Annotated in this window: 19 protein-coding genes; 11 read left to right on the top strand and 8 right to left on the bottom strand. The window is 48.9% G+C overall.

Going from position 1 to position 23,292, the window contains the following annotated elements:
• Positions 1–16 precede the first annotated feature (16 nt).
• The 4 genes from CWM47_RS28170 to CWM47_RS28185 are packed head-to-tail and all read left to right on the top strand — an operon-like array spanning position 17 to position 6,186.
• Positions 17–1,354, top strand: coding sequence for a TolC family protein (locus CWM47_RS28170; RefSeq protein WP_240625498.1), 1,338 nt, complete (start codon positions 17–19; stop codon positions 1,352–1,354).
• Positions 1,329–2,264, top strand: coding sequence for an efflux RND transporter periplasmic adaptor subunit (locus tag CWM47_RS28175; RefSeq protein ID WP_100991950.1), 936 nt, complete (start codon positions 1,329–1,331; stop codon positions 2,262–2,264). The genes CWM47_RS28170 and CWM47_RS28175 overlap by 26 nt, the downstream gene beginning before the upstream one ends.
• The gene (locus CWM47_RS28180) at positions 2,261–5,452 is read left to right on the top strand and encodes an efflux RND transporter permease subunit (protein WP_100991951.1); all 3,192 of its coding nucleotides are present in this window, start codon (positions 2,261–2,263) and stop codon (positions 5,450–5,452) included. The genes CWM47_RS28175 and CWM47_RS28180 overlap by 4 nt, the downstream gene beginning before the upstream one ends.
• Positions 5,449–6,186: a COG4705 family protein gene (locus tag CWM47_RS28185; RefSeq protein WP_100991952.1), complete on the top strand. Its 738-nt coding sequence runs from the start codon at positions 5,449–5,451 to the stop codon at positions 6,184–6,186. Before CWM47_RS28180 ends, CWM47_RS28185 begins: the two co-directional genes overlap by 4 nt.
• A gap of 76 nt (positions 6,187–6,262) precedes the next feature.
• Here CWM47_RS28185 and CWM47_RS28190 read toward each other — a convergent pair whose 3' ends face one another.
• From CWM47_RS28190 to CWM47_RS28200, 3 genes are all read right to left on the bottom strand, one after another.
• Positions 6,263–7,033 carry a phosphatase PAP2 family protein gene (locus CWM47_RS28190; protein ID WP_240625499.1) on the bottom strand — a complete coding sequence of 257 codons (771 nt, stop codon included), beginning with the start codon at positions 7,031–7,033 and terminating at the stop codon, positions 6,263–6,265.
• Positions 7,034–7,111: 78 nt separating this feature from the next.
• Positions 7,112–7,525: an EamA family transporter gene (locus CWM47_RS28195; protein WP_100991954.1), complete on the bottom strand. Its 414-nt coding sequence runs from the start codon at positions 7,523–7,525 to the stop codon at positions 7,112–7,114.
• Positions 7,526–7,555: 30 nt separating this feature from the next.
• Positions 7,556–8,551: a metallophosphoesterase gene (locus CWM47_RS28200; RefSeq protein WP_100991955.1), complete on the bottom strand. Its 996-nt coding sequence runs from the start codon at positions 8,549–8,551 to the stop codon at positions 7,556–7,558.
• Between the two features lie 434 nt (positions 8,552–8,985).
• Between CWM47_RS28200 and CWM47_RS39410 the strand changes: the two genes are divergently transcribed.
• Positions 8,986–9,267: an RES family NAD+ phosphorylase gene (locus CWM47_RS39410; RefSeq protein WP_240625500.1), complete on the top strand. Its 282-nt coding sequence runs from the start codon at positions 8,986–8,988 to the stop codon at positions 9,265–9,267.
• Positions 9,268–9,586: 319 nt separating this feature from the next.
• Here CWM47_RS39410 and CWM47_RS28210 read toward each other — a convergent pair whose 3' ends face one another.
• Genes CWM47_RS28210 through CWM47_RS28225 form a run of 4 tightly spaced genes read right to left on the bottom strand, consistent with a single transcriptional unit; the run spans position 9,587 to position 13,626 of the window.
• Complete coding sequence (locus CWM47_RS28210; RefSeq protein WP_100994086.1) at positions 9,587–10,603, bottom strand: YncE family protein; 1,017 nt, start codon at positions 10,601–10,603, stop codon at positions 9,587–9,589.
• 54 nt (positions 10,604–10,657) lie between these two features.
• On the bottom strand, positions 10,658–11,788 hold the full coding sequence (locus tag CWM47_RS28215) for a hypothetical protein (protein ID WP_240625501.1): 1,131 nt from the start codon (positions 11,786–11,788) through the stop codon (positions 10,658–10,660).
• 2 nt (positions 11,789–11,790) lie between these two features.
• A complete protein-coding gene (locus tag CWM47_RS28220; RefSeq protein WP_100991956.1) occupies positions 11,791–12,867 on the bottom strand; it encodes a BamA/TamA family outer membrane protein in 1,077 nt (358 codons plus the stop codon).
• A gap of 21 nt (positions 12,868–12,888) precedes the next feature.
• Positions 12,889–13,626 carry a phosphatase PAP2 family protein gene (locus CWM47_RS28225; protein WP_100991957.1) on the bottom strand — a complete coding sequence of 246 codons (738 nt, stop codon included), beginning with the start codon at positions 13,624–13,626 and terminating at the stop codon, positions 12,889–12,891.
• Positions 13,627–14,141: 515 nt separating this feature from the next.
• On the opposite strand from CWM47_RS28225, the gene CWM47_RS28235 reads away from it, so the two are divergent.
• The 6 genes from CWM47_RS28235 to hxsC all read left to right on the top strand — a co-directional run bounded on the left by CWM47_RS28235 (position 14,142) and on the right by hxsC (position 22,201).
• Positions 14,142–16,682, top strand: a complete 2,541-nt coding sequence (locus CWM47_RS28235) for a TonB-dependent receptor domain-containing protein (protein WP_100991958.1) — start codon at positions 14,142–14,144, stop codon at positions 16,680–16,682.
• A 582-nt stretch (positions 16,683–17,264) separates the two neighbouring features.
• Positions 17,265–18,269 carry an IS110 family RNA-guided transposase gene (locus CWM47_RS28240; RefSeq protein WP_100991959.1) on the top strand — a complete coding sequence of 335 codons (1,005 nt, stop codon included), beginning with the start codon at positions 17,265–17,267 and terminating at the stop codon, positions 18,267–18,269.
• Between the two features lie 602 nt (positions 18,270–18,871).
• A complete protein-coding gene (locus tag CWM47_RS38970) occupies positions 18,872–19,165 on the top strand; it encodes a hypothetical protein (protein WP_206170550.1) in 294 nt (97 codons plus the stop codon).
• A gap of 17 nt (positions 19,166–19,182) precedes the next feature.
• On the top strand, positions 19,183–19,569 hold the full coding sequence (gene hxsD / locus CWM47_RS28250; protein ID WP_170069458.1) for a His-Xaa-Ser system protein HxsD: 387 nt from the start codon (positions 19,183–19,185) through the stop codon (positions 19,567–19,569).
• Positions 19,562–21,061 carry a His-Xaa-Ser system radical SAM maturase HxsB gene (gene hxsB, locus CWM47_RS28255; RefSeq protein WP_100991960.1) on the top strand — a complete coding sequence of 500 codons (1,500 nt, stop codon included), beginning with the start codon at positions 19,562–19,564 and terminating at the stop codon, positions 21,059–21,061. The genes hxsD and hxsB overlap by 8 nt, the downstream gene beginning before the upstream one ends.
• A gap of 6 nt (positions 21,062–21,067) precedes the next feature.
• Complete coding sequence (hxsC, locus tag CWM47_RS28260) at positions 21,068–22,201, top strand: His-Xaa-Ser system radical SAM maturase HxsC (protein WP_100991961.1); 1,134 nt, start codon at positions 21,068–21,070, stop codon at positions 22,199–22,201.
• Between the two features lie 113 nt (positions 22,202–22,314).
• Here hxsC and CWM47_RS28265 read toward each other — a convergent pair whose 3' ends face one another.
• Positions 22,315–23,292, bottom strand: coding sequence for a peptidoglycan-binding domain-containing protein (locus CWM47_RS28265; RefSeq protein WP_100991962.1), 978 nt, complete (start codon positions 23,290–23,292; stop codon positions 22,315–22,317).

Here is a 23,292-nt window from a genome sequence, read left to right on the forward strand (position 1 = left end):
TTCGCGTATATAAACTATGAGATTCGTAACGGCCAGGATGAGTTTATGGAGTGGGTTGGTAGGGCTGATGATGCACGTGTCTGGATTAGCCCAACCGCCTGTTTCCGACTCACCCCGGCCAGCCCAAAAGGGTCTGTCTTTCTACCTCGAAAACGCCCGCCAGACCAGCCCGCTTATTCGCGATAACCAGAATCAGCTGCTGAGCAACGCCCTCGAAGCACAGCGGCTGCAAGCCCTTTACACCAAACCACTGGTGCAGGTAACCGGGGCGGTGCAGTTTGCGCCTATTTTCTCCACGGATAATGGGGGCATACGGCCCGAGCTTAACTCGAACGGGGCCAGCCGCTATTATGGGTATGACTTGGCCGTTTCCAACGGGGGGCTTTATCAGGGACTGGTCAATGTTACCCAGCCCATTTCCAATCTATTTCGAGCGAAAGCCTTCGCCGAACCCTTTGTGGTAGCCTCGCAGATTGGACAGACCGTCATTGGTCTGGGGCAGCACGATGTGGAGCGTATCGTGACCGACCAGTATATCCTGTGTTTACAGGATCGTTTACAGGTGCAATACACCGATAGTTTACTCCGGTTGTTAAACGAACAACGGGGCATTGTGCAAAAATTTGTCGAATCGAGTTTGTTAAAACAATCGGATTTGACGCTGGTGGATATCGAAACCCAGACCCAGCACAACCTGCGAGTGGGTTACCAGACAGCCTACCGACGGGATATTCTTGAGCTGAATGCACTGAGTGGCTTGGCCGATACGACCCTGGTCGATCTGGCTCCATTGCAGTTATCCCTAGCGGCTGATATTGGCCCACTGGAATCAGGATTCACCCGGCGGTATGCCCTGGATAGTTTAGCCCTGCTGGCTCAGCAAACAATATTCGAACTCCGGTATAAGCCCCAGTGGAATTTTATTGCCAATGGCGGGCTCAATACCTCGTACTTACCCGATTTACCCCGCCGACTGGGGTTCAGCACGGGGGTGTCGCTGGTCTGGACATTGTACGATGGTCACCAGAAACGGTTGAACAGTCAGCGGACGGCTATCCAGCAGCAGAGTTTGGGCAACTACCGCCAGTTCATTAACACGCAAAACCGGGTACGCCGGGAGCGGCTGCTTGGCGAACTGAGCGGGTTGGCCGAACGGTTAACGGTCTTCCGGCAGCAACTGACAGGATACGAAAGCGTTTTATCGTCCTATCGCCGTGAATTACTACAGGGGCAACTCTCCATCATCAACTACATTACGGTGCTTAAAAATATGGTGGCTGTCCGGCGGGACATGCTGCTGCTGCAATCCAACCGTCAACTACTCATCAATGCGTACAACTATTATAACTGGTAGCGGGTGGATTATTCTAGTATTGGGGCTGTCGGCCTGCGGCTCTTCGGAGAAAACCGATTCAGCCCCCGTGCAGATCATTGCCCGCACGCCCGTAATGGTGCAAACCGTGGGACGCGGGGGTATTAGCAACAGCCTGACCCTGTTTGGTAGCACGCTGTACCTCCGCCGAAACGCGGTTACGGCACCGGTTGCGGCCTTTATTACGAAGGTCTACGTAAGTTTGGGGGCACGGGTGAAGACTGGGCAACCGCTCTATGAACTCGAAACCAAAGAACGCCGGGCCTTAGGTACCTTAACCATTGCGGGCGATTCTGCTATTATTGGCCGGGTAACAGTACGAGCTTCGTCGGGTGGATTGATCACCACGTTTGATAAACAGCAAACCGGCGACTACGTGCTGGAAGGTACCCAACTGTGCACCATCGCGGAAGACAATGCGCTGGCCGTTCAGGTCAACGTTCCGTATGAATATCAGGCACTGGCCCGACCCGGTCGAAGCTGCCGGGTCCGGTTGCCCGATGGGCGAACGCTCACGGCCATGTTCACTACGCCCCTGACAACGGTTAACGCACTGGCCCAGACTCAGAGCGTACTGGCCCGGATAACCCAGCCCGTGCCCTTACCCGAAAACCTAACTGTTCAGGTCGATGTGACCAGCCAGGCCAATGCCCATGCGCAACTGTTGCCTAAAACGGCCATTCTGACCGATGAAATGCTGCGGGAGTTCTGGGTGATGCGTTTAGTCAATGATAGCACCGCGGTGAAAGTACCCGTGCAACTCGGTGAGCGAACCCCCTCGACGGTCGAGGTTCGCTCGCCCATCTTCGGCACTGGCGACCGCATTATTATTGAGGGCAATTACGGCCTGCCCGACACGGCCCGGGTGCAGGTAAATCCTAGGAAACCATGATCGACCAGCCGCCCCACCCCGTATCGGCTCCGGCCAGTCGGCCCGAAGAGCCAAATCCGGTCCGCCGGTCCTATTTCGAGATTTTTAGCCGCCCGATACTGTTTACGGGGGTATTGCTGCTCCTGGCGGGTGTCTTTGCCTACACCCGGATGCAGACCAATCTGTTTCCCGAAGTGCTGTTCCCACGCGTCTCCATTATCGCCGATAATGGCCAGCAGCCCAGCGACCGGATGATGATTACTGTCACTAAGCCGCTCGAAAGCGCCGTTAAGAAAGTTAACGGGGTAACGGTGGTGAAGAGCAGTACCAGCCGGGGCAACTGCACCATTGATGTGTTTTTTGAGTGGGGTCAAAACATCTACACCCAGAAAACCCAGGTCGAAAGCCGCATCAACGAGATTCGCAACTTCCTGCCGCCGGGCGTGAATCTATCCATCGAGGCCATGAACCAGTCGCTGTTTCCGGTCTACGGATACACGCTAGAAAATGACCGGGCTGCGGGGGGGCGCCACGGTCTGGTGGCGCTACGCGACCGGGCGAATCTGCTGGTCAGACCCATTTTTTCGCAAGTAGCAGGTATTTCCAACGTAGTCGTGCGAGGGGGAAAGGCCAAAGAAATTGTGGTGCTGCCGGATGCAGTCAAACTGGCCTCGGTTAATTTGTCCATTTCGGCGCTGATGACGGCCATTAACGCCAGTAACAACGTACTCTCTAACGGCTACGTGGCCGATTACCGGCGGCTCTACCTAACCCTGACCGATACACGGGTACTGGATGTCGATGCCCTGCGTGCCTTGATCGTCAAAAACGATGGCATACGGGTGGTACGCCTGGGAGAGATTGCCCGAATCGAGGTGCAGGAACAGCAGCAGGAGTTTTTAGTCATCAATGCCAACGGCCAGGATGCTGTACAGATCGATTTGGTGAAACAGCCGGGCGTAAACCTGATTGATTTCGCCAAAAACGCCGAAGCGAAAGCCGTCGAAATCAACCGGGTGCTGCCCAAAGGGATGCGGCTCAAACCCTACTACAACCAGTCTGCTTTCGTAGGCGATAGTATCCACAGCGTGGAAAAAACCATTTATGAAGGGCTGTTGCTGGCCATTCTGGTGATGATCGTATTTTTGCGCTCCTGGCGGGCCAGTACGGTTGTCCTGCTGACAATCCCTGTTACCCTGGCGTTTACGATTTTAGTGCTCTATGTAGTAGGCATTACCATCAACATCATGTCGCTGGGGGCCATTGCTGCATCCATCGGGTTAATTATCGACGACGCCATTGTCATTATCGAGCAAATTTACCGCGTTCACGAGGAGGAACCGGAAAAGAACCGGTTTGCCGTGGTACAAGAAGCGATTCATAACCTGTTTCCGGCCATGGTCGGCTCGTCGCTGAGCACGATTGTGATCCACTTTCCCTTCCGGCTGATGAGTGGGTTGGCGGGTAGTTTCTTTCGGGAGCTCTCCGATACGATGCAGATTACAATGATCTGCTCCTTTCTGGTCACCTGGTTGCTGCTGCCCGTATTGCACCTGATGATTGGGTTTAAACCGGCTAAAAATGCGCAGGCCGTCGATGAAGCGGCCAATGTCCGCAAACTGCGCTGGCTAACCAATCAGTTCCGCCGGCCGTTGGTGTCGCTGGTGTTTGTCGCTTTACTGGGGCTGGGTGCGTGGTTTTCCTACGGTCGCCTGGAAACGGGTTTCTTACCCGATCTGGACGAGGGGACAATCGTACTCGACTACTTCACACCCCCCGGCACGGCCATTGCCGAAACAGACCGCATTTTGCGTGAAGCCGAAAAAATTATCGTCGCGCATCCCGATGTAGCGACCTACTCCCGGCGGACAGGTATCCGCATGGCCTTTCGGGGCGTACCCGCCAACTTTGGTGACTACTCGATTCAACTGAAAGCCAACCGTACCAAATCGACCGTTGAGGTGATTGACGAGTTGCGAACCCGCATCAGTGCCTCGCAACCCGTGCTGGATATTTCCTTTGGGCAACGTATCGCCGATTTACTGGGCGATCTGATGAGTACCCCCCAGCCGATTGAAATCAAGCTGTTCGGGGACAATTACGTCTTGTTACAGAATTTATCGCGACAGGCGGCCGGGATTCTGGAAACCGTACCGGGCGTAGTCGATGTAAATGACGGCCTGATTGAAGCCGGGCCTTCCCTGGTTTTTGAGCCGGACCAGGCCAAACTGAGTCAATATAAAATTGGGTTGACCGATTTTCAGTTGCAGTTAACCGCTTACACAGGGGGCGTTGCACTGGGTCCGAACGCGGCCCAGCCTGTGCCCTCGCCGGCCCAGGCGGCTCTGACGGCTGGCATTCAGGTGGGTTCGTACCAAGACGGCGAACAGATGCGCCGGATGGTGCTTCGGTTTGCCGATTTCGATCAGAATGACCTGGATCAGCTGCGCAACGTACTGATTTTTCTGCCGGATGGTACCACGCGGCCCTTGTCGTTTTTCTGCCGGGTGAGTGTAATCGGTGGGGAACTGGAACAGCGTCGGGAAGACCTTAAGTCCACGGTAGTCCTGACGGCTCGCCTGGACGGGCGTGATTTGGGCAGTGCCATTGCCGAAATACAAACCAAACTGGCTCAGAAATTGCCCCTGCCCCAAGGATACACCATTGGGTATGGCGGGGCCTATGCTGAGCAGCAGCAATCGTTTAGCGAACTGCTACTGATTCTGACGCTGGCCTCCCTGCTGGTATTGGCCGTACTAATGTTTCTTTTCAAAGACTGGTGGCTCTCAGTGCTGGTGCTTGTTTTGTCACTTATGGGTATCACGGGCTGTATAACGGCACTTTACCTGACGGGTATTGCCTTGAACGTAAGCAGCTACACGGGCATCATCATGATCGTGGGCATCATTGCCGAGAATGCCATTTTCACCGTCAATCAGTTTGAGCACACGCTGGCCCGCACTGGTGACGTGGACGCATCGGTCAATTATGCGATTGCGCTGCGGCTGCGCCCCAAGCTAATGACGGCCATCGGCGCCATACTGGCCCTGATGCCACTGGCATTGGGTTTCGGGCTGGGCGCCCAAATGCAGCAACCGCTGGCCGTGGCGGTTATCGGCGGGTTTGTGGCAGGGTTACCGCTTCTGCTGCTCGTGTTTCCAACGGCCTTGCGGGCCTTATTTCACAATCGTCTAAAAAAATCAATATGAAAAAAGTACCCGAGATTACCCTGTTGTTCTGGGTGATGAAAATCTGTGCCACCACCCTGGGCGAGACGGCGGGTGATTTGTTAGCCCAAACGCTGAATGTGGGCTATGCGGTTAGTTCGCTGCTTTTAATCGGCATTTTCGGGATAACCCTGATAGCCCAGTTAAAGGCCAAGAAATATATTCCGGTGTTGTACTGGTCGGTTATTCTGGCCACCAGTACGGCCGGGACAACGATGTCAGACTACATGGATCGGACGCTTGGGTTAGGCTATGCCACCGGCTCGTCCATTCTGGTCACGATTCTGGTGATTATTCTGGCGGTCTGGTATCGAAGGGAGGGAACCCTGTCGGTCACCGATATCAAAACTACCCGGCCCGAACTATTTTACTGGACGGCTATTCTGTTCTCAAACACGCTGGGTACGGCCCTGGGCGATTTCTTGGCCGATGATTCGGGACTTGGTTTTGGCGGGGGTGCCCTGCTGATCGGCAGCCTGATTGGCAGGGTGATTCTGTGCCACTATTTCACGGAAATCTCGTCGGTAATCTTGTTCTGGATTGCCTTTGTGCTGACCCGTCCGTTTGGGGCAACCTTTGGCGATTTACTGACGAAATCAACCGAAAAAGGTGGTTTGGGCTTTGGTACACAAGGCTCTTCGCTCATCTTGTTTGGCATCCTGGTGGGACTGATTCTGTACACATCCAGTCAAAAGAAAAAGCAGTACATGGCCTGACGGCATAACGTCTTTGTTATACAATCCTTATCTAAGCGTGCCCCACTTAAGCGAGTCTGCTTTGTTTGCTGAATTGCTAGGCAACGTTTGGTGCGTGAATTGTTCGCTGCCATTCGGTAAGCACAATTCCCACAATTAGCCAGCAAGTACCTAGTAGATAGCCGCCCAGCACATCACTCAAAAAATGAACGCCTAAATAAATTCGGCTAAACCCAACCACCAAAATTAACCCAACTGTACAACAGCCTACCAGCCACCGGTTCCGAAGACGGCGACGTCCCCGAACCAGCCAGTAACCCAGCAATCCATAAAGTGTCATGGCCGTAGCCGAATGACCACTGGGAAAGGAATAGCCCGTTTCTGCATAATAAGCAACCTGAGCAGGACGCTTCCGAATGAATGTACGTTTACCAACCTGAATAAACAGCCCGACACCTGCCATTAAAATCCATAAGATTAGCATGTTGCGTCCTTTTTTTTGACGGTACAATACCAGTGATCCAAGTAGTGTCAGGCCTATGGTGACGTAAGCTGATCCCAGCCAGGTAAGGGCATAGAGTAGTTGGCTGATCGATTTGCTCCGCTCCTGAAAAAGCCAGTGCGTAAACCCCTGATCTATCTGGACCATCGGCTCGGCATTAACCAGATTTTCGGCTATTTCGGAGAGTACCATCACGTTGATGATCAGCAATACGGAAAGTACCGTCAGGGGTAAACCTCGAAAATGTTCGGTCGACAACCGATCGGCCAGCCAGTGAACTAGCCCTGGGTAGCGGGTCGCTAATCGGCCAAAGCGATGGTGAATATGATATTGTAGTTGGTTTGTCGTCATTTGGCGAGCGCTCACCCTAGAGCTAGGATAAGGAGGACAAACTAACAATGGCATTCTGAAGAAACTTTGAAGTTGCTGGTTAATCAAGCTAACTCACAGAATCAACACCAGCGTGCCGCCAATTATTAAGATTGCCCCAATTGCTGCTTTCCAGGTTAATACTTCGCCCAGAAAAACAACTGATAGAATTATAACGATGGCTACGCTGAGCTTATCAACGGGGGCTACCTGCGAAACCTTACCCAGTTGCAGCGCTTTAAAATAGAAAATCCACGAGAGCCCGGTAGCTACACCTGATAAGACCAAAAACAGCCAGTTCTGGCGACTGAGCGTAGGTAATGTATCAATACCACCTCGCCAGAATACCAGTCCCCAGGCCACAAACAAAATGACAACCGTTCTAATGGCTGTTGCCAGGTCAGTATTGACCCCTTTAATACCGACTTTCGCCAGGATGGCCGTCAGTGCGGCAAATAAGGCCGAGAGTAATGCATATATCCACCACATGGTTAAACAAGTTATCAGGGTAACGTACTACTACCGGGTCCGGGCGCGTTGCCAACTATATAGGAGCTTACCATTGGTATCAACAAATCCCATTCGCAAGCTGTCTGCATTCATTGAAAACACGGAAAAACCGCCACTTGATCGCGCAAATTGCGCTTTGGTCGAGTCAGCAATAGGGCCAAGCGGTGCGCCACCACCTCCGGAAATAACAAAATCCGTTTGACCGACAGGCGGCAAATGCTGTAGCGTGTGTGAGTGGCCACACAAATACAAGTGAACGCCATATTTCTGAAACAGTGGCCCCAACTGTTGCAACAGTTCAGTCTGATTCCCGTGATCGGCTCCTACGGAATAAAGCGGATGATGCCCCACTACTATCTTCCAGGGTTCCGTTGTATTAGCCAATACACTGTCAATCCAGCGCACTTGCTTACCCGTGTCCTGCAAAATGTCGGGGAACGTTGCCGTGTTTTGCCGATATTCTTCCAAAAAGGGATTGGTGTCAATGACAATGAGCCGCAGGGCACTCTGGTTGTTGATAGTAATTCGCTGGGAGTAGTAACGGGAAGGCATAATCCAGCGTGGATGTTGACGCCCGTAATCGAGTTGAGCCTGTACGCTCTGCTGGTAGTCGTGATTGCCCAGGGCTACGTAGAACGAGGACGGTAGATGGGTTCCGGTATAGATGTTCTCGAAGGAAAGTTTCCACTGCGGGTCCGTAACACTGCTAACACCAATCTGGTAAAAATTATCCCCGGCCATCACCAGAAACGAGGGCGTCAGTCCAGCCGCGTAAGTCTCCAGTTGACCCGCAACCTGCTGCTGGTGTAATAATCCCAATACGCCCCAGTCGCCCATCGCAAAAAACGTCAGACCATTTGATAATGGTTTTATGGGTAACGTACTGGTGACGGGATTCGTCACGGGGTCCGAACTGCCGGATTTGCAGGCGTGGATGCCTAAACTGCCGGACACCAAGACCACTAAACAAAAACCAATCGACTGACGTACAAAGTAGCGTTTCATAAATCATTCCCTTTTTGATTTCACAACCATGGTGGCTACGGGCTTTCGCCCGGCAAGCTAAGGCCTAAAACTGATGAGAATCTGAAGCTACAGATCACGCAAACAGATTGACTGATGAGCACTCTACTTAAAATCAGGCAACTGCTGTACCGTTTCCGTGAAACGTAATAACACATAAACCATTCAATCGAATACATCCGTCAGGTGGTGGTTGGCATCGATCGAAATCAGAATGTTCATCTATTCCATGACGTCTGTCAGGAGGATTTGGACGTCGGAATCACTCAGGCGCAAATTTTGATGGAGTGTAGCCATCCAGTTCACCCGCTCCGGAAGAATGCCGTGTTTGCTGAACCGATACTGCTGGAGGATCGATAGGAGTTCGACTGGTTGAAGACATCCTGGGACGTATCGAATATGGTGTTTTTAAGCTAATGCCAACGACCCTATACCGAATTCAAACCGACAACCATCGTGATACCCTTTTAGACGGTATTAGCGCCCAGTTGCGGGGTGGGCGCTGGAATCTTCGCGGGAGACCCATGGTATATACGGCCACCCCGCCTGAACTGTGCTTTCTGGAATACATGCCGGGCCGCCGCTGCGGTTCATCTGGAGCGAAAGTCCCTGTCCGATTTACCTCCCCTGATTCTCTGCGAAATCGAAATTCCAAACGGGGCCATTACGTGGCTGGCAGCTCAGGTATTGCCCGTTAACTGGAATGATCCCTATGTAACGCCAATAGGATTGCCATAATTTACCGACGCGCAAGTTCGACAAAACAGTACGTTAGGTTTAGATTTGCCATCAGTGGCAGTTCCTTTATCGCCATCAAACAATGTGTTACTTAACCCACTGCATCCATTACAGGCAGCGTGCCGCGTTGTTCGGATTGAGCCTTATCCCGTTGATCCAAGACTACCAATGGCTACGTTGTGATTAACAATTGATCAATAACCCCAAGGGATTGGCTGGTTAGTTTGTGAATAAGCCAATGGGAATCAATGGTCTACTACAAGCTAACCAGCCATACGGTCACTTGGCAGCATATTCCAGTACCATGAACGTACCGGGCTTTACGGCAGGTCGGGGTTTGGGATTTTCTGTCGTGGCGGCTGGGGCTGGCCCAAATTCAGCCGTTGTGATAAAAATGTGGTGGCTTTTAGGGTCGATGGTAATCGTGCGGGCACCCCGTGTGGTCAGCACGGTTTGAACGACCTCAAATTGGCCCGGTTTGATTTCCTTCACGACCGTTAGCGTGCCTTCTCCGTTGGAGCTGATAGCCGAGCCTGTTGACGTGTCAAATACGGCACCATCGGTTCCGCTACCGGTCGTTACTTCCGCCAGCACCTTGCCCGTTTGTGAGTCCAGCACCACCATGACCTTATTGCAGGTGCTGAACAATTGATGATGCGGTTTGTCAAAAGCCAGTCCGGTGGGTTCTTCGCCCTTGCCTAATTTCCAGTGATGTTTGACCACCAGTGACCTGGCGTCGAAAACGGCTACCTCATTTTTGTCTTCCAGGTTCACGAAAATCGTTCCGTGATCATCGGTAACGGCAGCTTCAGGCGCGCCACCCAACTCGACTGTGCCAAATACGTTGCCCGTAGCGGCATCGAGAACCGTCGCGCTGTTGCCTTCATTGTTGAAGATGAAGACCCGCTTGGAGAAAGCGTCGTACATGATCGCGTCAGGTTTTTTGCCCGTTGGGATTTCTTTGGTGGCTTTGAGCGTCTTCGTGTCAAACATCGTTGCCGTATTAGGTCGGCCATTGGTTGTGTAGCCGACATTGGTGCCGGGTACAACGGCAATACCGTGAACACCCGGTGTCGGCATAATAACCCCCAGTTTCTCGTGGCTTTTCAGGTCGAGCACTTCCACCTGTGTCCCGTGGGAGACGTAGAGCCGACCGCCATCCGCATCGGCCATCAGATAATCCCACCCCCCTTCGCCCCCGATGATCGTTTTCTTGATGAGGTGATAATCCGCCGATTGGGCGAAGAGTGAGCCCGTTAGAGACAGGCATACAGCAGAAATCCAGAATGCTTTCATAGGAATCATACTTGGTTGATTGGGTTGTTAAACGTTTAATTTAAGGCTGCTGGATTAGGGAGCCTCATTACGTAATACCGGGTACTCCGCAAACTCCAGCATTTGTTTATAGTAGTGTCTGGCTTGTTTTTCATGGCCCTGAAGGCCGGCGATTCGGGCCAGAACCAGATAGGCATAGGCCCGCACGGATTCATCCCGCACCGAACTGCGAACCACTTCATCGGCCAGGTTTTGGGCGACTGATCGCTGCCCTTTTTCCAGCGCGTACCGAGCCTTTAGCAGCGTTCCCATCTGATGATAGACTACCTCCGAAGAAGCCATTAAGTGATTAATTTCCTGGGGAATGGCCGCTACTTGATGGGCGTTTAGAAGGGATTCTGCATACTTGTAGCGCCAGTACGGATTGTTGGGATAGGTAATAACCAATTGAGCCAAGTAGGGTAACGCATCGGCAGGTTTGTTTTCGTAATCGGTCAGTAAATGCGTCAGGTAGAGAATGGCTTCGGTTCGTACTAGGAGCGCTTTTTGGGTCGCGATCTGGAGTTGATTCATACCCAGTTTTTTATCCCCGGCCGTCATCACCCAGGCAACGGTTTTATAAAACGGGTGAATTTCAGGATACACGTCGCGGTAGAAATTATAAAGACCTGTCGAGAGGTAAAAGTCTGGGTACTGCTGCTGGAACGTCTTGCCTTTCTGAATATATGGATACGCATTTTTGGCATGCCGAATAGCTGCTAAAGATTCGTGCTCGAAATGACTAATTTTAGCCAGCATAGCCTCCGCCGTGAAATACAGAAACATTGCTTCGGGCAGGTCGAAGCCTTTGCTTTTCTTCTGTGCTTTCTGCCAGTCGTCGGCTTTTTTTGCCGTTACGTCCAACTGCTGCGTACAGCGCTGCTTCAGCTTGGCATCCGTGCGGGCCGGGTACCACTGATAGTATAAACTAACACCCCGTAATAAATCGACTGCCGGATGACCGGGTGCCAGTTTCTCCAGTTGGGCGAAGGTGGCTTCAGCGGCTGTAAATTGATCATCATAGACTTGGTCCAAACCCGCGGTCAATAAAGACCGAGCGGTTGGATTATTGTTTATCACCGGATACTGCGCCAGAACACGGCCTGTAAACAGGACGAAAACAGCGATGAGCGTCAGCGTATTCAGGGGGAGATTTCGTGTCAACATAGTTAAAAAGCTTCCGATATATTGACATAAATGCCATGGGTTTGCTGGCCCACTGCCACATCGAATCGCAAATTCAGGTGTTCTTTCCGGCTGATCAGGAAGCGGAGTCCGCCCCCCCCCGCCACTTTCCACTCCGTAGGTGAAAACTCACTTAGTACATTCGCGACGTTTCCCGCCGACGCAAACACAACACCACCCAGACGTCCGATGAGTTGTTGTCGCACTTCAGCTTGAAAGACCAGCGCGTGGTTATCGCGGTAACGTCCGTTGTAATAGCCGCGTAGTACAAAAGGCCCACCCAACGTAGCGGCCAGTTTAAACGGAACTTCACCAACATTCAGGTTGGCAAAGCCCTGCACCGCCAGAACGGTAGTAGGAGATAGTAATTTGTACCGCCGAACGTCTATTGTGTAGTTGGTAAAGGCAAACTGACTTCCCAGGACGCGACCATATAGCATACTGGATACATCAGCGTACCAGCCCCGAACGGGCGAATAAATATTATCCCGCGTATCCAGCACAGCTGCCACGCCCATTCCATTGACCACGCTGCCTAACCCGCCAATCAGCGTATTCATCGGAAACGGCGTTTCTGACGAACGGTTGACATCAAACGTTTTGACATACTGTTGTTGCAGACCGATAAACAAACCGGTCTTAACCTGCCTCAGAAACCGGTTGTAAGCCCGAAAGCTTTTATAGGAAATCAGTTCCTTCTGACTGTCGGCAGTTTCATTGCCAAGCCCGTAATAAAATTCCGGGAACTGCGTATAGAGCATCATGCCCCGAATCAGGTAATGCTCGTGATGCGTGAAAATGGTGTAGGTTGGTTCGATAACCGTTTGCCCGTTGAGTGTATGAATGAGAGCTAAATCCACATTAGACGTTCGGGCAGCACTATCCGTTCGGAATAGGTAAACGCCTAACAGACCACAACCTAGATGGGTCTCGGGGGTATAGTATACGACGGGTAACGGAATAAACTGAGCTCGTCTAGGGCGAACAGAATCTGGTCTGGATTCCTGTGCCCTTACCTTAACAGAGTAGAGAAGTAAGGCTAATAACAGTATATTTTGCATTACCAACGAGTCGATAGATTGTTAATGCATCGTTGATTTTCGCCGAACTAGTTTCCGTTTCAACCACGGATAGACCTGGTAGGCTACTTCGGTCGAGAGCAGGCCAATCCCCGCCCCAACCAATACGTCCGATATCCAATGTTTATCATTTGTCATTCGCAGTATTCCAGTCGATGTAGCCATCGCGTACCCTCCGATGGGAATCCAGGGACTAACCCCGCCAAATTCCCGATCCAGCAAACCCGCTCCCGTAAAAGCCAGGGCTGTATGGCCTGATGGGAATGAATAGGAGTCGGATAAATCGGGGCGAAGTTCATGGGTGACCTGTTTCAGACCCAGCACGACTACGGTCATAATGCCGTGAGCCACCAGCGCAATACCGGCCCTGTCGAGGGGTTGCGACCTACCTTTTACGCCCGCCAAACTCAACCCGGCCCAGCCAATCATTGGTCCATACTGTAGGTAATTATCGACCTGGGTGCGAAAATGGATTTTATCCTGAAGTTCACTTCGGACATAAAAGCGGTCAAAATGACTGTTCGGATAGTCGGGTGATAAAGCTAATCCCGTCGATAGGAGTACTGCCGGAGTCACCCAGCGAAACGTAGCGGGACGCGTTGGAAGGCTATCTAAAAATGTTTGTCGGGCATTGGTATTCAGGGGCTGCCCAACGGATACCGCTAGTGGAAGCAGCAACAACCAACTGACCAGTACCCAGCAGGATGGTAACGAATAACCGAATCTCCGACTTTGCTTCATAGGTTTAACATGCATAGCATCTCTTAACTTATCAGTACGTGTAGCGAGCAAAAAAGGTGTGGTTGACCTGAGTAATGTCGCGCAGAATAACTAAGGATGAGTAAAGTAAAGGGGCAAACCTGGGGATAATCTGGAGTTGATGCACCCGCCGGGTCGCCGGAGCGTTGAGGCATCAGCTAATCACAGCTTCAAAATGTAACCAGAATTGCCGCTGTACTTTGGCATGTAATCCAGATGAATGAAGTATGAAAATTTTGCTGATTGAGGATGAACCGTCGCTGTTAGTGGCCATACGACACTATTTAGAGAGGCAACAATACAATGTATCAACGGCGAATACCTACCGGAAATCCTCCGAGTAGATCCAAACAAGCGGTCCAGGGCATTGTATTCAATGAGCCGTTAAAGCCATTCCCCCATTTATAAAAGGCATTAGCCACGTTTCTTTTCAATTCATCAAGAACCAGAGGCAATTTTGCCCGGTCAGTCAACAGTCAATTTTTTACTATCAACTTATGTGGCTTAGAATCACCGTTTTTTTATTTTTACTGACGATCACTGTTACGTTCGCTCAAAATCCTGTTGATACGCCCCCTCCGACGGTTCCAGCTCAATCAAGCCAACTATCGACCACTCCAATCAGCGAAACGTCGATAAAAGGCAACGCAAAAATTTTGGGATATGTCATCGACTCTACCTTGACCAGGGTGGTTGAATTTGCGAACGTAGCCTTATATGAAACGACAAGCGGTAAACTTGTAGATGGAGCTGTGGCTGATGCGAAAGGGAAGTTTTCGCTCACCCATATTGCCCCTGGCTCATACAGACTGCTCATTTCGTTCTTGGGTTACAATGCGAAGTCTGTAGACAATATCGTTTTGACCAAAGGCCAAGTCAAAGACATAGGAGTTGTTCGACTCAGTTCCAATACGCGCACACTGGGTGAGGTAACGGTAGCGGGGAAAAAAGCGCTGGTGGAAGACAAAGTGGACCGACTAATCTATAATGCCGAAAATGATGTAGCGGCTAAAGGGGGGGATGCCCTTGACATTTTAAGAAAAGTGCCGATGCTTTCGGTCGATCCGACGGGTAACGTCTCCTTGCAAGGTAGCACCAGCGTGCGGGTTTTGATCAACAATAAACCCTCCTCCATTCTGGCCCATAATCTGGCCGATGCGCTGCGGCAGATACCGGCGGATTTGATTAAAACAGTGGAGGTCATAACCTCTCCATCCGCCAAGTACGATGCCGAAGGAAGCGGGGGGATTATTAATATTATCACCAAAAAGAACACCCTTCAGGGACTACACCTTGACGTTGACGGTGGAACGGGTAACCGCAATTCAACGCTGGGATTAAATGGCAGTTTCCGCAAAGGGAAACTGGGCCTTAACCTCAATGGCAATGGTCGACTCATTTACAATCCATCCGCGTCCGACTTGGATCAAACGACATTTCTGGCAACAGGGGCAACACCGGTTCAAACTCATCAACGAATCGACGCCTTCGACAAAGGTACCTTTGCCCAGTATGCTTTAGGATTGGATTATGATCTGGCGAAAAATCAATCCTTAACGGCGGGGGTAAGGCTGGGTGTTCGAAATTTAAGTCAGGATCAACATCAACTCACGAATACGTTCTCCAGTGAACGCATCGCTGCGCCGTTTAAACGGGATGTCAACACGCAGAATCTATCTAATTCAATTGACGTCAACATTGACTACCTGTATACCTACGAGGGGTCTTCGAAAGAATTAAGCTTTTCAACCCAGTATAGCCGGAGTAATTTGACTAATAACTTCGAGGCCAGCAACCTGGATACGCTGGGGCTCATCAGTACTCGGCAACAAAACCTGAACGATGCCACTAACCAGGAATTTATTCTTCAGGCTGATTACCAAACCCCTGTCAGTAAAATGCTTCAGCTGGAGTTTGGGGCCAAAAACACGCTTCGTCGGGTAACCAGTGACTACAATTACCTGCTGGCAGGCCCGACAACCGACTTTAATGTCGATCCCAGCCGCCCGTCGGGTTTGCTCAATTACGATCAGAACATCTCCGCTGCGTACCTATCTACCACGTTTACCTTACCCGGTGGGGTCGTCCTGAAGCCGGGATTACGTTATGAATACACCAGTATTCAGGCCCAGACTGGAGGGACCCAGACTGGAGGGACCTCTGTGGGTGGGCCAACACCCATATCAATTCCCGATTATGGACGCTTATTGCCCAGCATCAATGTGGGCAAAAAGGTGGGAGAGAGCAGCAGCCTTAAATTTGGGTATACCCGCCGTATCCGCCGACCGTTCATAGACGATCTGAATCCCAATTTCAATACAGCCAATCCACTCAATATCCGTGTGGGTAACCCGTATTTAAAGCCTGAAACCGTTGACCGGATTGAAATCGGCTACAGCACGCAATTAAAGAAAACATACCTGAATTTTTCGCTCTACACCCGGCTGAATACCGATGATATTCAATCAATTAGCCAGCGTTCGGATACGTTAGTGGGTGCGGTCGTAACCAGGGTAACCAACCTGGGTAAAGAATACAATTATGGAACGAATTTGTTTGCTACAATAAATCTGACCTCTAAGTGGAGCATAAATGCCAACCTGGATATTATGTACCGCTTTATTCAAGGGCTGGCCCTGGATGTAAATGGTCTGTCGGCCATGATCAGCAATCAGGGCTTTCGTTGGGGTGGGCGCATGGATACTCAGGTGCAATTCGATAAAGGGTGGGTGGTACAGGCCAATATTGGTTACCGGGGTAAAGACATTGCCCTGCAGGGGTATCGAATTGGCTTCGCCCAGTATTCGCTGGGAGCCCGGAAAAGTTTCACCAATAAGCGGGGTAGCGTCGGTATCGTGGCGGAGAACTTCCTGACCCAAGGCATGCGATTTACCTCTATTCTGACGTCGGCCCAGTTTGAACAGGATTATCGGCAGTATATATATAATTCCAGTGTTCGAGCCACATTCAGCTATAAATTTGGTAGTCTAAATGGAGCTAAGGTGAAGAAAAATAAATCCCTCAGCGAGGAGAATTGATTACATTCTGTTGTGAGCGAACGAAAAAATGGTGTATTGGCCGAAAATATTTGAACGGTTTCAAGGTGGCGGGAAGATTGTCAAAAACTGGCTTTATTGCGGCCAGAAAAACCGTTCAATTAAGTAGTGCAAGAATTGTCGCTCATAACTAATTTTTCTGGCCAGTTAGATGAAAGCTATCGATATAATACCTACTGTTGAATTGTTGTGATTATTTCAGCCCATTCTTCCTGTGATAAACATAATCATTTACCTTTTAGACATATGTCGGAAAGTTGCCTGTAGAGTCTAGCCACCTTTTTGTTAGGTTATACCCAACAGTCTCACAAAAACTGTTAGGTTCGCTGCTGAGACAAAACCCAGATTCATGGCTGGCCTTTGTCGCTAAAAATCAAGACCTTTCAATAGGTAGCGGGGCGAGCTAATCATAAAACTAGGTATAGACCTATCGATGCGATACAGACCCCGCTACCCTTTGAGTGCAGAATAGGGAACTCATAGGAATTGAGGCACCAGGCCTACTATCACAGTTTCGTTCGCCATTCTGCTTACTAATAGTCTGTAACGTAAATCCGCTAAACCATGACTACTTACAACTACTTCATTGGTATTGATATTGGCAAGAAAACGAATGCAGTTTGTGTCTTCGATGCACTGGAAAACCGGAAACTTGAACTGTCTATACCCAACACCAAAGCGGGGATGGAAGCCTTGCTCAAACAACTCAATAAGCTACCCGACTTCGAACTGGAAACAACGCTGTTCTGTATGGAGCACACGGGGATCTATTGCCAGCCAATGATCAACTTCTTTTATCCTATCGGCGCTAATTTATGGCTGCAATCAGCAGTCCATATTAAACACTCATTGGGTTTAACGCGGGGTAAAACCGATAAGGCTGATGCCCGTTTGATTGCTAAATACTGTATCCGCCATCAGCGTGATCAGAGGCTCTTTAAGTTGACTGACAAAGTGTTAGCTACTGTTCGCCAGCTTGCCCAGCAACGGGAACGGTTGATGGAGATGGCTAAGGCCTTCACGGATTTAAGTCAGGATTACCAAGCAATGGGCCTTTTAGCGGAACTGAAGCTCCATCAGCAGACTAGTGAGGTAGCCTTAGTTGCCTTACAGAAACAGATCAAGCTGGTAGAGGCACAAATTGAAGGTCACATAAAGGCCTCCCCTGAGTTGAAATCGAACATGGATTTACTCATGAGCATACCGGGAGTGGGTCGACAAACAGCCTTGTTTATGCTCATCTTCACCAGCAATTTCACCCGGTTTACGGACGCAAAAAAGCTAGCCAGTTATGCTGGTGTGGCGCCTTTCGCTTATGAGTCAGGTTCATCAGTAAGAGGCCGAACTAAGGTCAGTCGGATGGCAAATACCAAATTGAAACATCTGTTGCATATGGCGGCCTTAGCCGCTGTCAAGGCAAAAGGTGAATTGAGGGATTATTTTGAGCGGAAAGTAGCGGCTGGAAAGCGAAAGATGAGCGTTTACAATGCTATTCGCAACAAATTGGTGCATCGAATGGTATCGGTCATGGAGCGGAGAACGGCTTACATGGCGATTTATGAGAAATAGAATAATTTTTAGTTGACAGGGCTTGTTTTGTTCATAGGAATCGCTCTAAATGCGAGACGGTGTATTGGCCCTTATACAAACGTCCGTCAACTGGTGAATAGAGTGGCTAACTTCGAGCGAATAGTCAATCTAAATCTGTCCCAAAAATAGTACTTTACCGCTAGAGTAGAAATAAGCTTATCCTCTCCTGCCCTTTTCAAGATTTGTATTTTTCCTAGTAGGCGTTCAGGAAAGGCGACCTTTTCGTGAACGATTTCAAGCTTTCAGAACCAAGGTCAGACTGTTTCAGTAAGTCAGGAAAATCGTTCATTTGGCCAAGCGTTTTCGTGAACGATTTTACCAAAGCCCTTATATCGTATTCAACATACTGAAATACAGCTATTTATTTAGTACATTTAATATTATTCACAAGCCTTTAATTGGACGAATTCATAGTACAAGCACAGTTATCTTTTGATTACTATGTAACGTCTGCCAAAAGTTGGCAAGCTAGAGCCGAAGTTATATACCGTCAAATAAATACGAATATGAATAGTTCTCTATTTATTATCATTTAATTAGCTTTAAGGGATTATCACTCTTATTTACCTACTAACCACACTATGAAAAACAACTTCTCTACTTTAGCGAAGAAAACTGCCACTATTATTGGTGCAGCCATTGCCGCGATTGCCGGTACAGATGAGCGAATCACAGATACTCAACAGCAGACATTTGAACCAGCAATAAGCCAAATTGCCACTCAGAGCAAGATAAAGCCAATGGCTGTTCTTAAATTGAACTTCGGCAACCCAGATGAAAGTCAGTTGATTGCTCAGCACCGATCACACTCATCTCATAGTTCCCATAGCTCTCACCGCTCCCACTCATCTCACCGCTCATCGAGCTATAGCTAGTTGATCTTAATTGATTTATGAGGAATAATTACACTGAAGGTGACAGTATAACTGTCTTCGCAGATACTGCTTTGTATTCGAAGGAAGCTGTTTTTAAATGCCTATACTGGTATGGCAACCGATTTCATACATCTGTTTCTCTTCTGGATGAAGCTACTTATCTCATTCGATTAAGACTGCTTGCCGGTCAGGAAATGGCCGCAACCGAAATGGAGCTTTACCTACAAAAACTAGAGCGTGATTTGATTGATTTCAATTTGCGTGATATAGTTACTCGGGAAACTAAAAACGTACGTGACCTTTTGATCGCCAAAGCTTTTTCAAATGGCGAATTTGATGAGGACCCTCCCGGTGAATTATCTGATCCGGTAGGCTTCGCTGTAAATCAAATGGCTAATGATTAAGGAGAGAGAAGCCAAAACCAGCCGAAAGTTTAAAGAAGCGGATGTTTATGACCAACAGTCCGGCGACCAATACTTTCTCCTTCCTTTTCGGTTCCATAGGCTCAATGAGGATCAGGAAATCATCGTGAATGAAGTAGGAGATTACTTAATAATACCTACTGGCACCTACGAGCAGATTGTTCGAAGACGAATTTCGAAAACTACGCATCATACGTTATACGCTGATCTACTGAGTGGCTTCTTTATTTCTGAGGAGCCAATCTCTCCATTAATTGATGTACTAGCTACTCGGTACCGGACAAAGAAGTCCTTCTTAGATCAGTTTACCGCACTGCATATTTTTGTCATTTCACTCCGCTGTGAACACACCTGCCATTATTGTCAGGTTTCTAGGGTCACTCAGGACAAGGAGAAATACGATATGGCCTATCGCTATATAGACCGAGGTATTGATATGATGATGCAGTCGCCTAATCCCCATGTAACGATGGAGTTCCAGGGGGGCGAGGCTTTATTGGCATTTGACAATATTGTGTATGCTGTCGAACGGACAAAAGTACTGGCCCTAGAGCATGGGAAGCAAGTCACGTATGTGATCTGTACGAATTTGGCCGTAGTTACCCGGGAGATGCTGGAATACTGTCTGGCTAATGAGATCCTGATTTCTACCTCACTCGATGGTCCATCTACTTTGCATAATCAGAATCGAAAAAGACCAGGCCGAAACAGCTATGAGTTAACGATTCAGGGTATTGAATTGGCCCGATCTATCCTGGGAAAGGATCGCGTATCCGCTTTGATGACAACAACCAACCTGTCGCTCGGCTATCCGGAAGAAATCGTTGATGAGTATTTTAACCAAGGATTCAGGAGTATCTTTTTAAGACCAATTTCACCCTATGGGTTTGCGGTTCGTAACGAACGAAAAAACAGTTATGAAACCGATCAGTTTCTCCATTTCTACAAAAAGGCGTTAGATCGAATCATTGAGTACAATGTACAAGGTCACTTTTTCTCTGAGGACTATGCGACCATTATTCTAAGAAAGGTATTAACGCCATTTCCCGTTGGCTATGTGGATCTGAGCTCCCCTGCCGGTGCCATTACCAATGCGATCGTATTCAATTATGATGGGGCTGTATATGCCAGTGATGAAAGCCGGATGCTGGCCGAAATGAATGACTTCACCTTTCGGCTAGGTCATTTGGATACGCATTCCTACGAGGAGATATTTTACGGTAAGAAAACAGAGCAATTGGCTCAAGTATGGTCCAATGAGAACTTACCGGGGTGCTCGGAGTGTGCGTTTCAAAGTTACTGTGGGGCTGATCCGATTCATAACCATGCTACTCAGGGTGATGTATGGGGTTATCGGCCAACCAGTACCTTCTGCCAGAAAAATATGGAAATTATACGGTATCTAATCGAACTAATGGAGAAAGAGCCAACGGTTAAGTCTATTTTCGAAAGCTGGATAAGGCCCCGCCACTAAATAGCTATGCTACTACGAACCAGAGGAATACCCCTAAACTTTGAAGCAGATTTAGTGGGTCGGGTGACCCGGAACCCAGATAAACTGGATGAGTTATCGTTCCTATTAGTTGATCAGGAACCAGTACGAACAGTACCCGGGCCATACCTGGGCATGCTGACTAAACAGGCATCTGTCGATGATAGCTATACCCAGTCAGTTATCTACCGAGTGCCTACTCTGGATCACCTGGCGGAAGGAGATATCGTGTCAGTCAGTCAGGATGGAAATATTAACACACTGTACCGCGTTAATTCGCCCCACAATACGCTACTGGCCACTGAACGCTGCAATAGTAATTGCTTGATGTGTTCACAGCCACCTAAAGACAAAGATGACATTAATCGGCTTTTTGACGTACACCAAAAGTTAATTCCGTTAATTCCGAAAGACTGTGATGAACTGGGTATTTCGGGTGGAGAGCCTACGCTTATGGGGAACCACTTCTTTACGCTTCTCGAACAACTTCAAGAGCATCTGCCTCAAACGGAGATTCACATTTTAACGAATGGCCGAACGTTTGCCTGGAATCACGTCGCTGAGCGTCTGGCTCGGATGAACTATTCCCGGGTCATGCTAGGTATCCCAGTTTATTCGGATTACTATCAGGAGCATGACCATATCGTTCAGGCTCCTAATGCGTTCAATCAAACCATTCTAGGCTTACATAATCTAGCGCGGTACAATCAGCGAATTGAGATTAGGGTTGTCCTACATAAATTATCGATTCCTCGTTTGGTCAAGTTGGCCAAATATATTTATAAAAATCTGCCTTTTGCCGAACACGTCACCTTTATGGGATTGGAGTACGTTGGTTATACGCCCCATAACATTGATAAATTATGGATCGACCCATATGACTATATGGATGAATTGGGTGAAGCCGTTGAATTTCTGGCGGTACGTGGTATGAATGTTTCCATTTATAATACACAGTTATGTATCATGCCAGAACCTCTTTGGAAATACGCTCGCAAATCAATTTCTGACTGGAAGAATAGCTTTTTGCCAGAGTGTACACGCTGTGCCCGCCTTGAGGAGTGTGGGGGTTTATTTACCTGGAATCTAAAGAAACCCAGCCAGCACATTCAACCATTTTAAATTATACTCATTCGTCTGGTTAAAAAAGGGGTTTCTATCTCGTTTATTCAAAATCTACTTTGACAAAGTTCAGCTACTACCCCCTTTTCGTTGATACGCAGTGGCATTCATGCTTATATCAACAAGCGAATAACAGCCTCCGTAACCTTTCCGGTCACGTCCAAACCATTCGCCTGTTGTAAAGCTTTGACTGCCTTTTCGGTGGCTTCATCAAATCGATCAGTAACGGTTTGAGTTGAATCAGCTTTTAGATAACCTTTTTGAATTAGCTTCGTTTTCAGTTCGACAACATCGGCTCCAGATAAGCCCCACTGCAAGATTCTGGTACCTAATAGCGAAGTTGGGAGAGGTGGCGCGGTCTCATCGTCTAAATAAGGCACCACTTTTTGATCGACAATATAATCCAGTGGTAGTTGATTGGCCTGCTGTAATTTTCCAACAGCCGTACGAGTTTCTTCGTCGAAAACATCTGTCATCGACACATTACTCGCTCTAACGTAGTATCCCTTTTTAATTAATCGGTTTTTGAGCTCATAAACGTCCTTACCTTTCAGCCCCAGATAAAGCATCCGACTACCCAATTGGCCGCTCGACGTCACTACTTTTGTCCAAGGGCTGGTATTAGCCGGTTGGACTACCACTGGAGGAGAAGTAGCCAGTTTCTGATTCGAAACTGGTGACGCCGTTGAGAAATAACTAGTCTTTACTGGCGAACCTGAGCTAGTTGAAGGCATGGTTGGTGCGCGGTAACTCCCTGATGAACTTGACTGACTAGTCCCACTGGGTGAACTTGATAAGTAAGAGCTACCGCTGCTGTATCCTGAGTAATGGGATGAATGGGAGCGATGGGATGAATGTGAGCGGTGAGATGTGTGATAATTGCCCTCAAATGAACCCGAGTTCGGGTCTATTGCTCTTAGAATAAAACTGGGTTTTTTTAAGGAACTTTTTAGTTTCTTAAAATCAAGCTTTTCTTTCTGAGGAGAGACTTCATGCAATATGGACTCTGTATTTGCCGTAGCCTGTTGTTGGATACCGGCCAGGGCTCCTAAAGCAATACTTTGCAGAAGCAGGGGTAGCTGTTTACTCAT

The organism is Spirosoma pollinicola (assembly GCF_002831565.1).
Taxonomy (GTDB): Bacteria; Bacteroidota; Bacteroidia; order Cytophagales; family Spirosomataceae; genus Spirosoma; species Spirosoma pollinicola.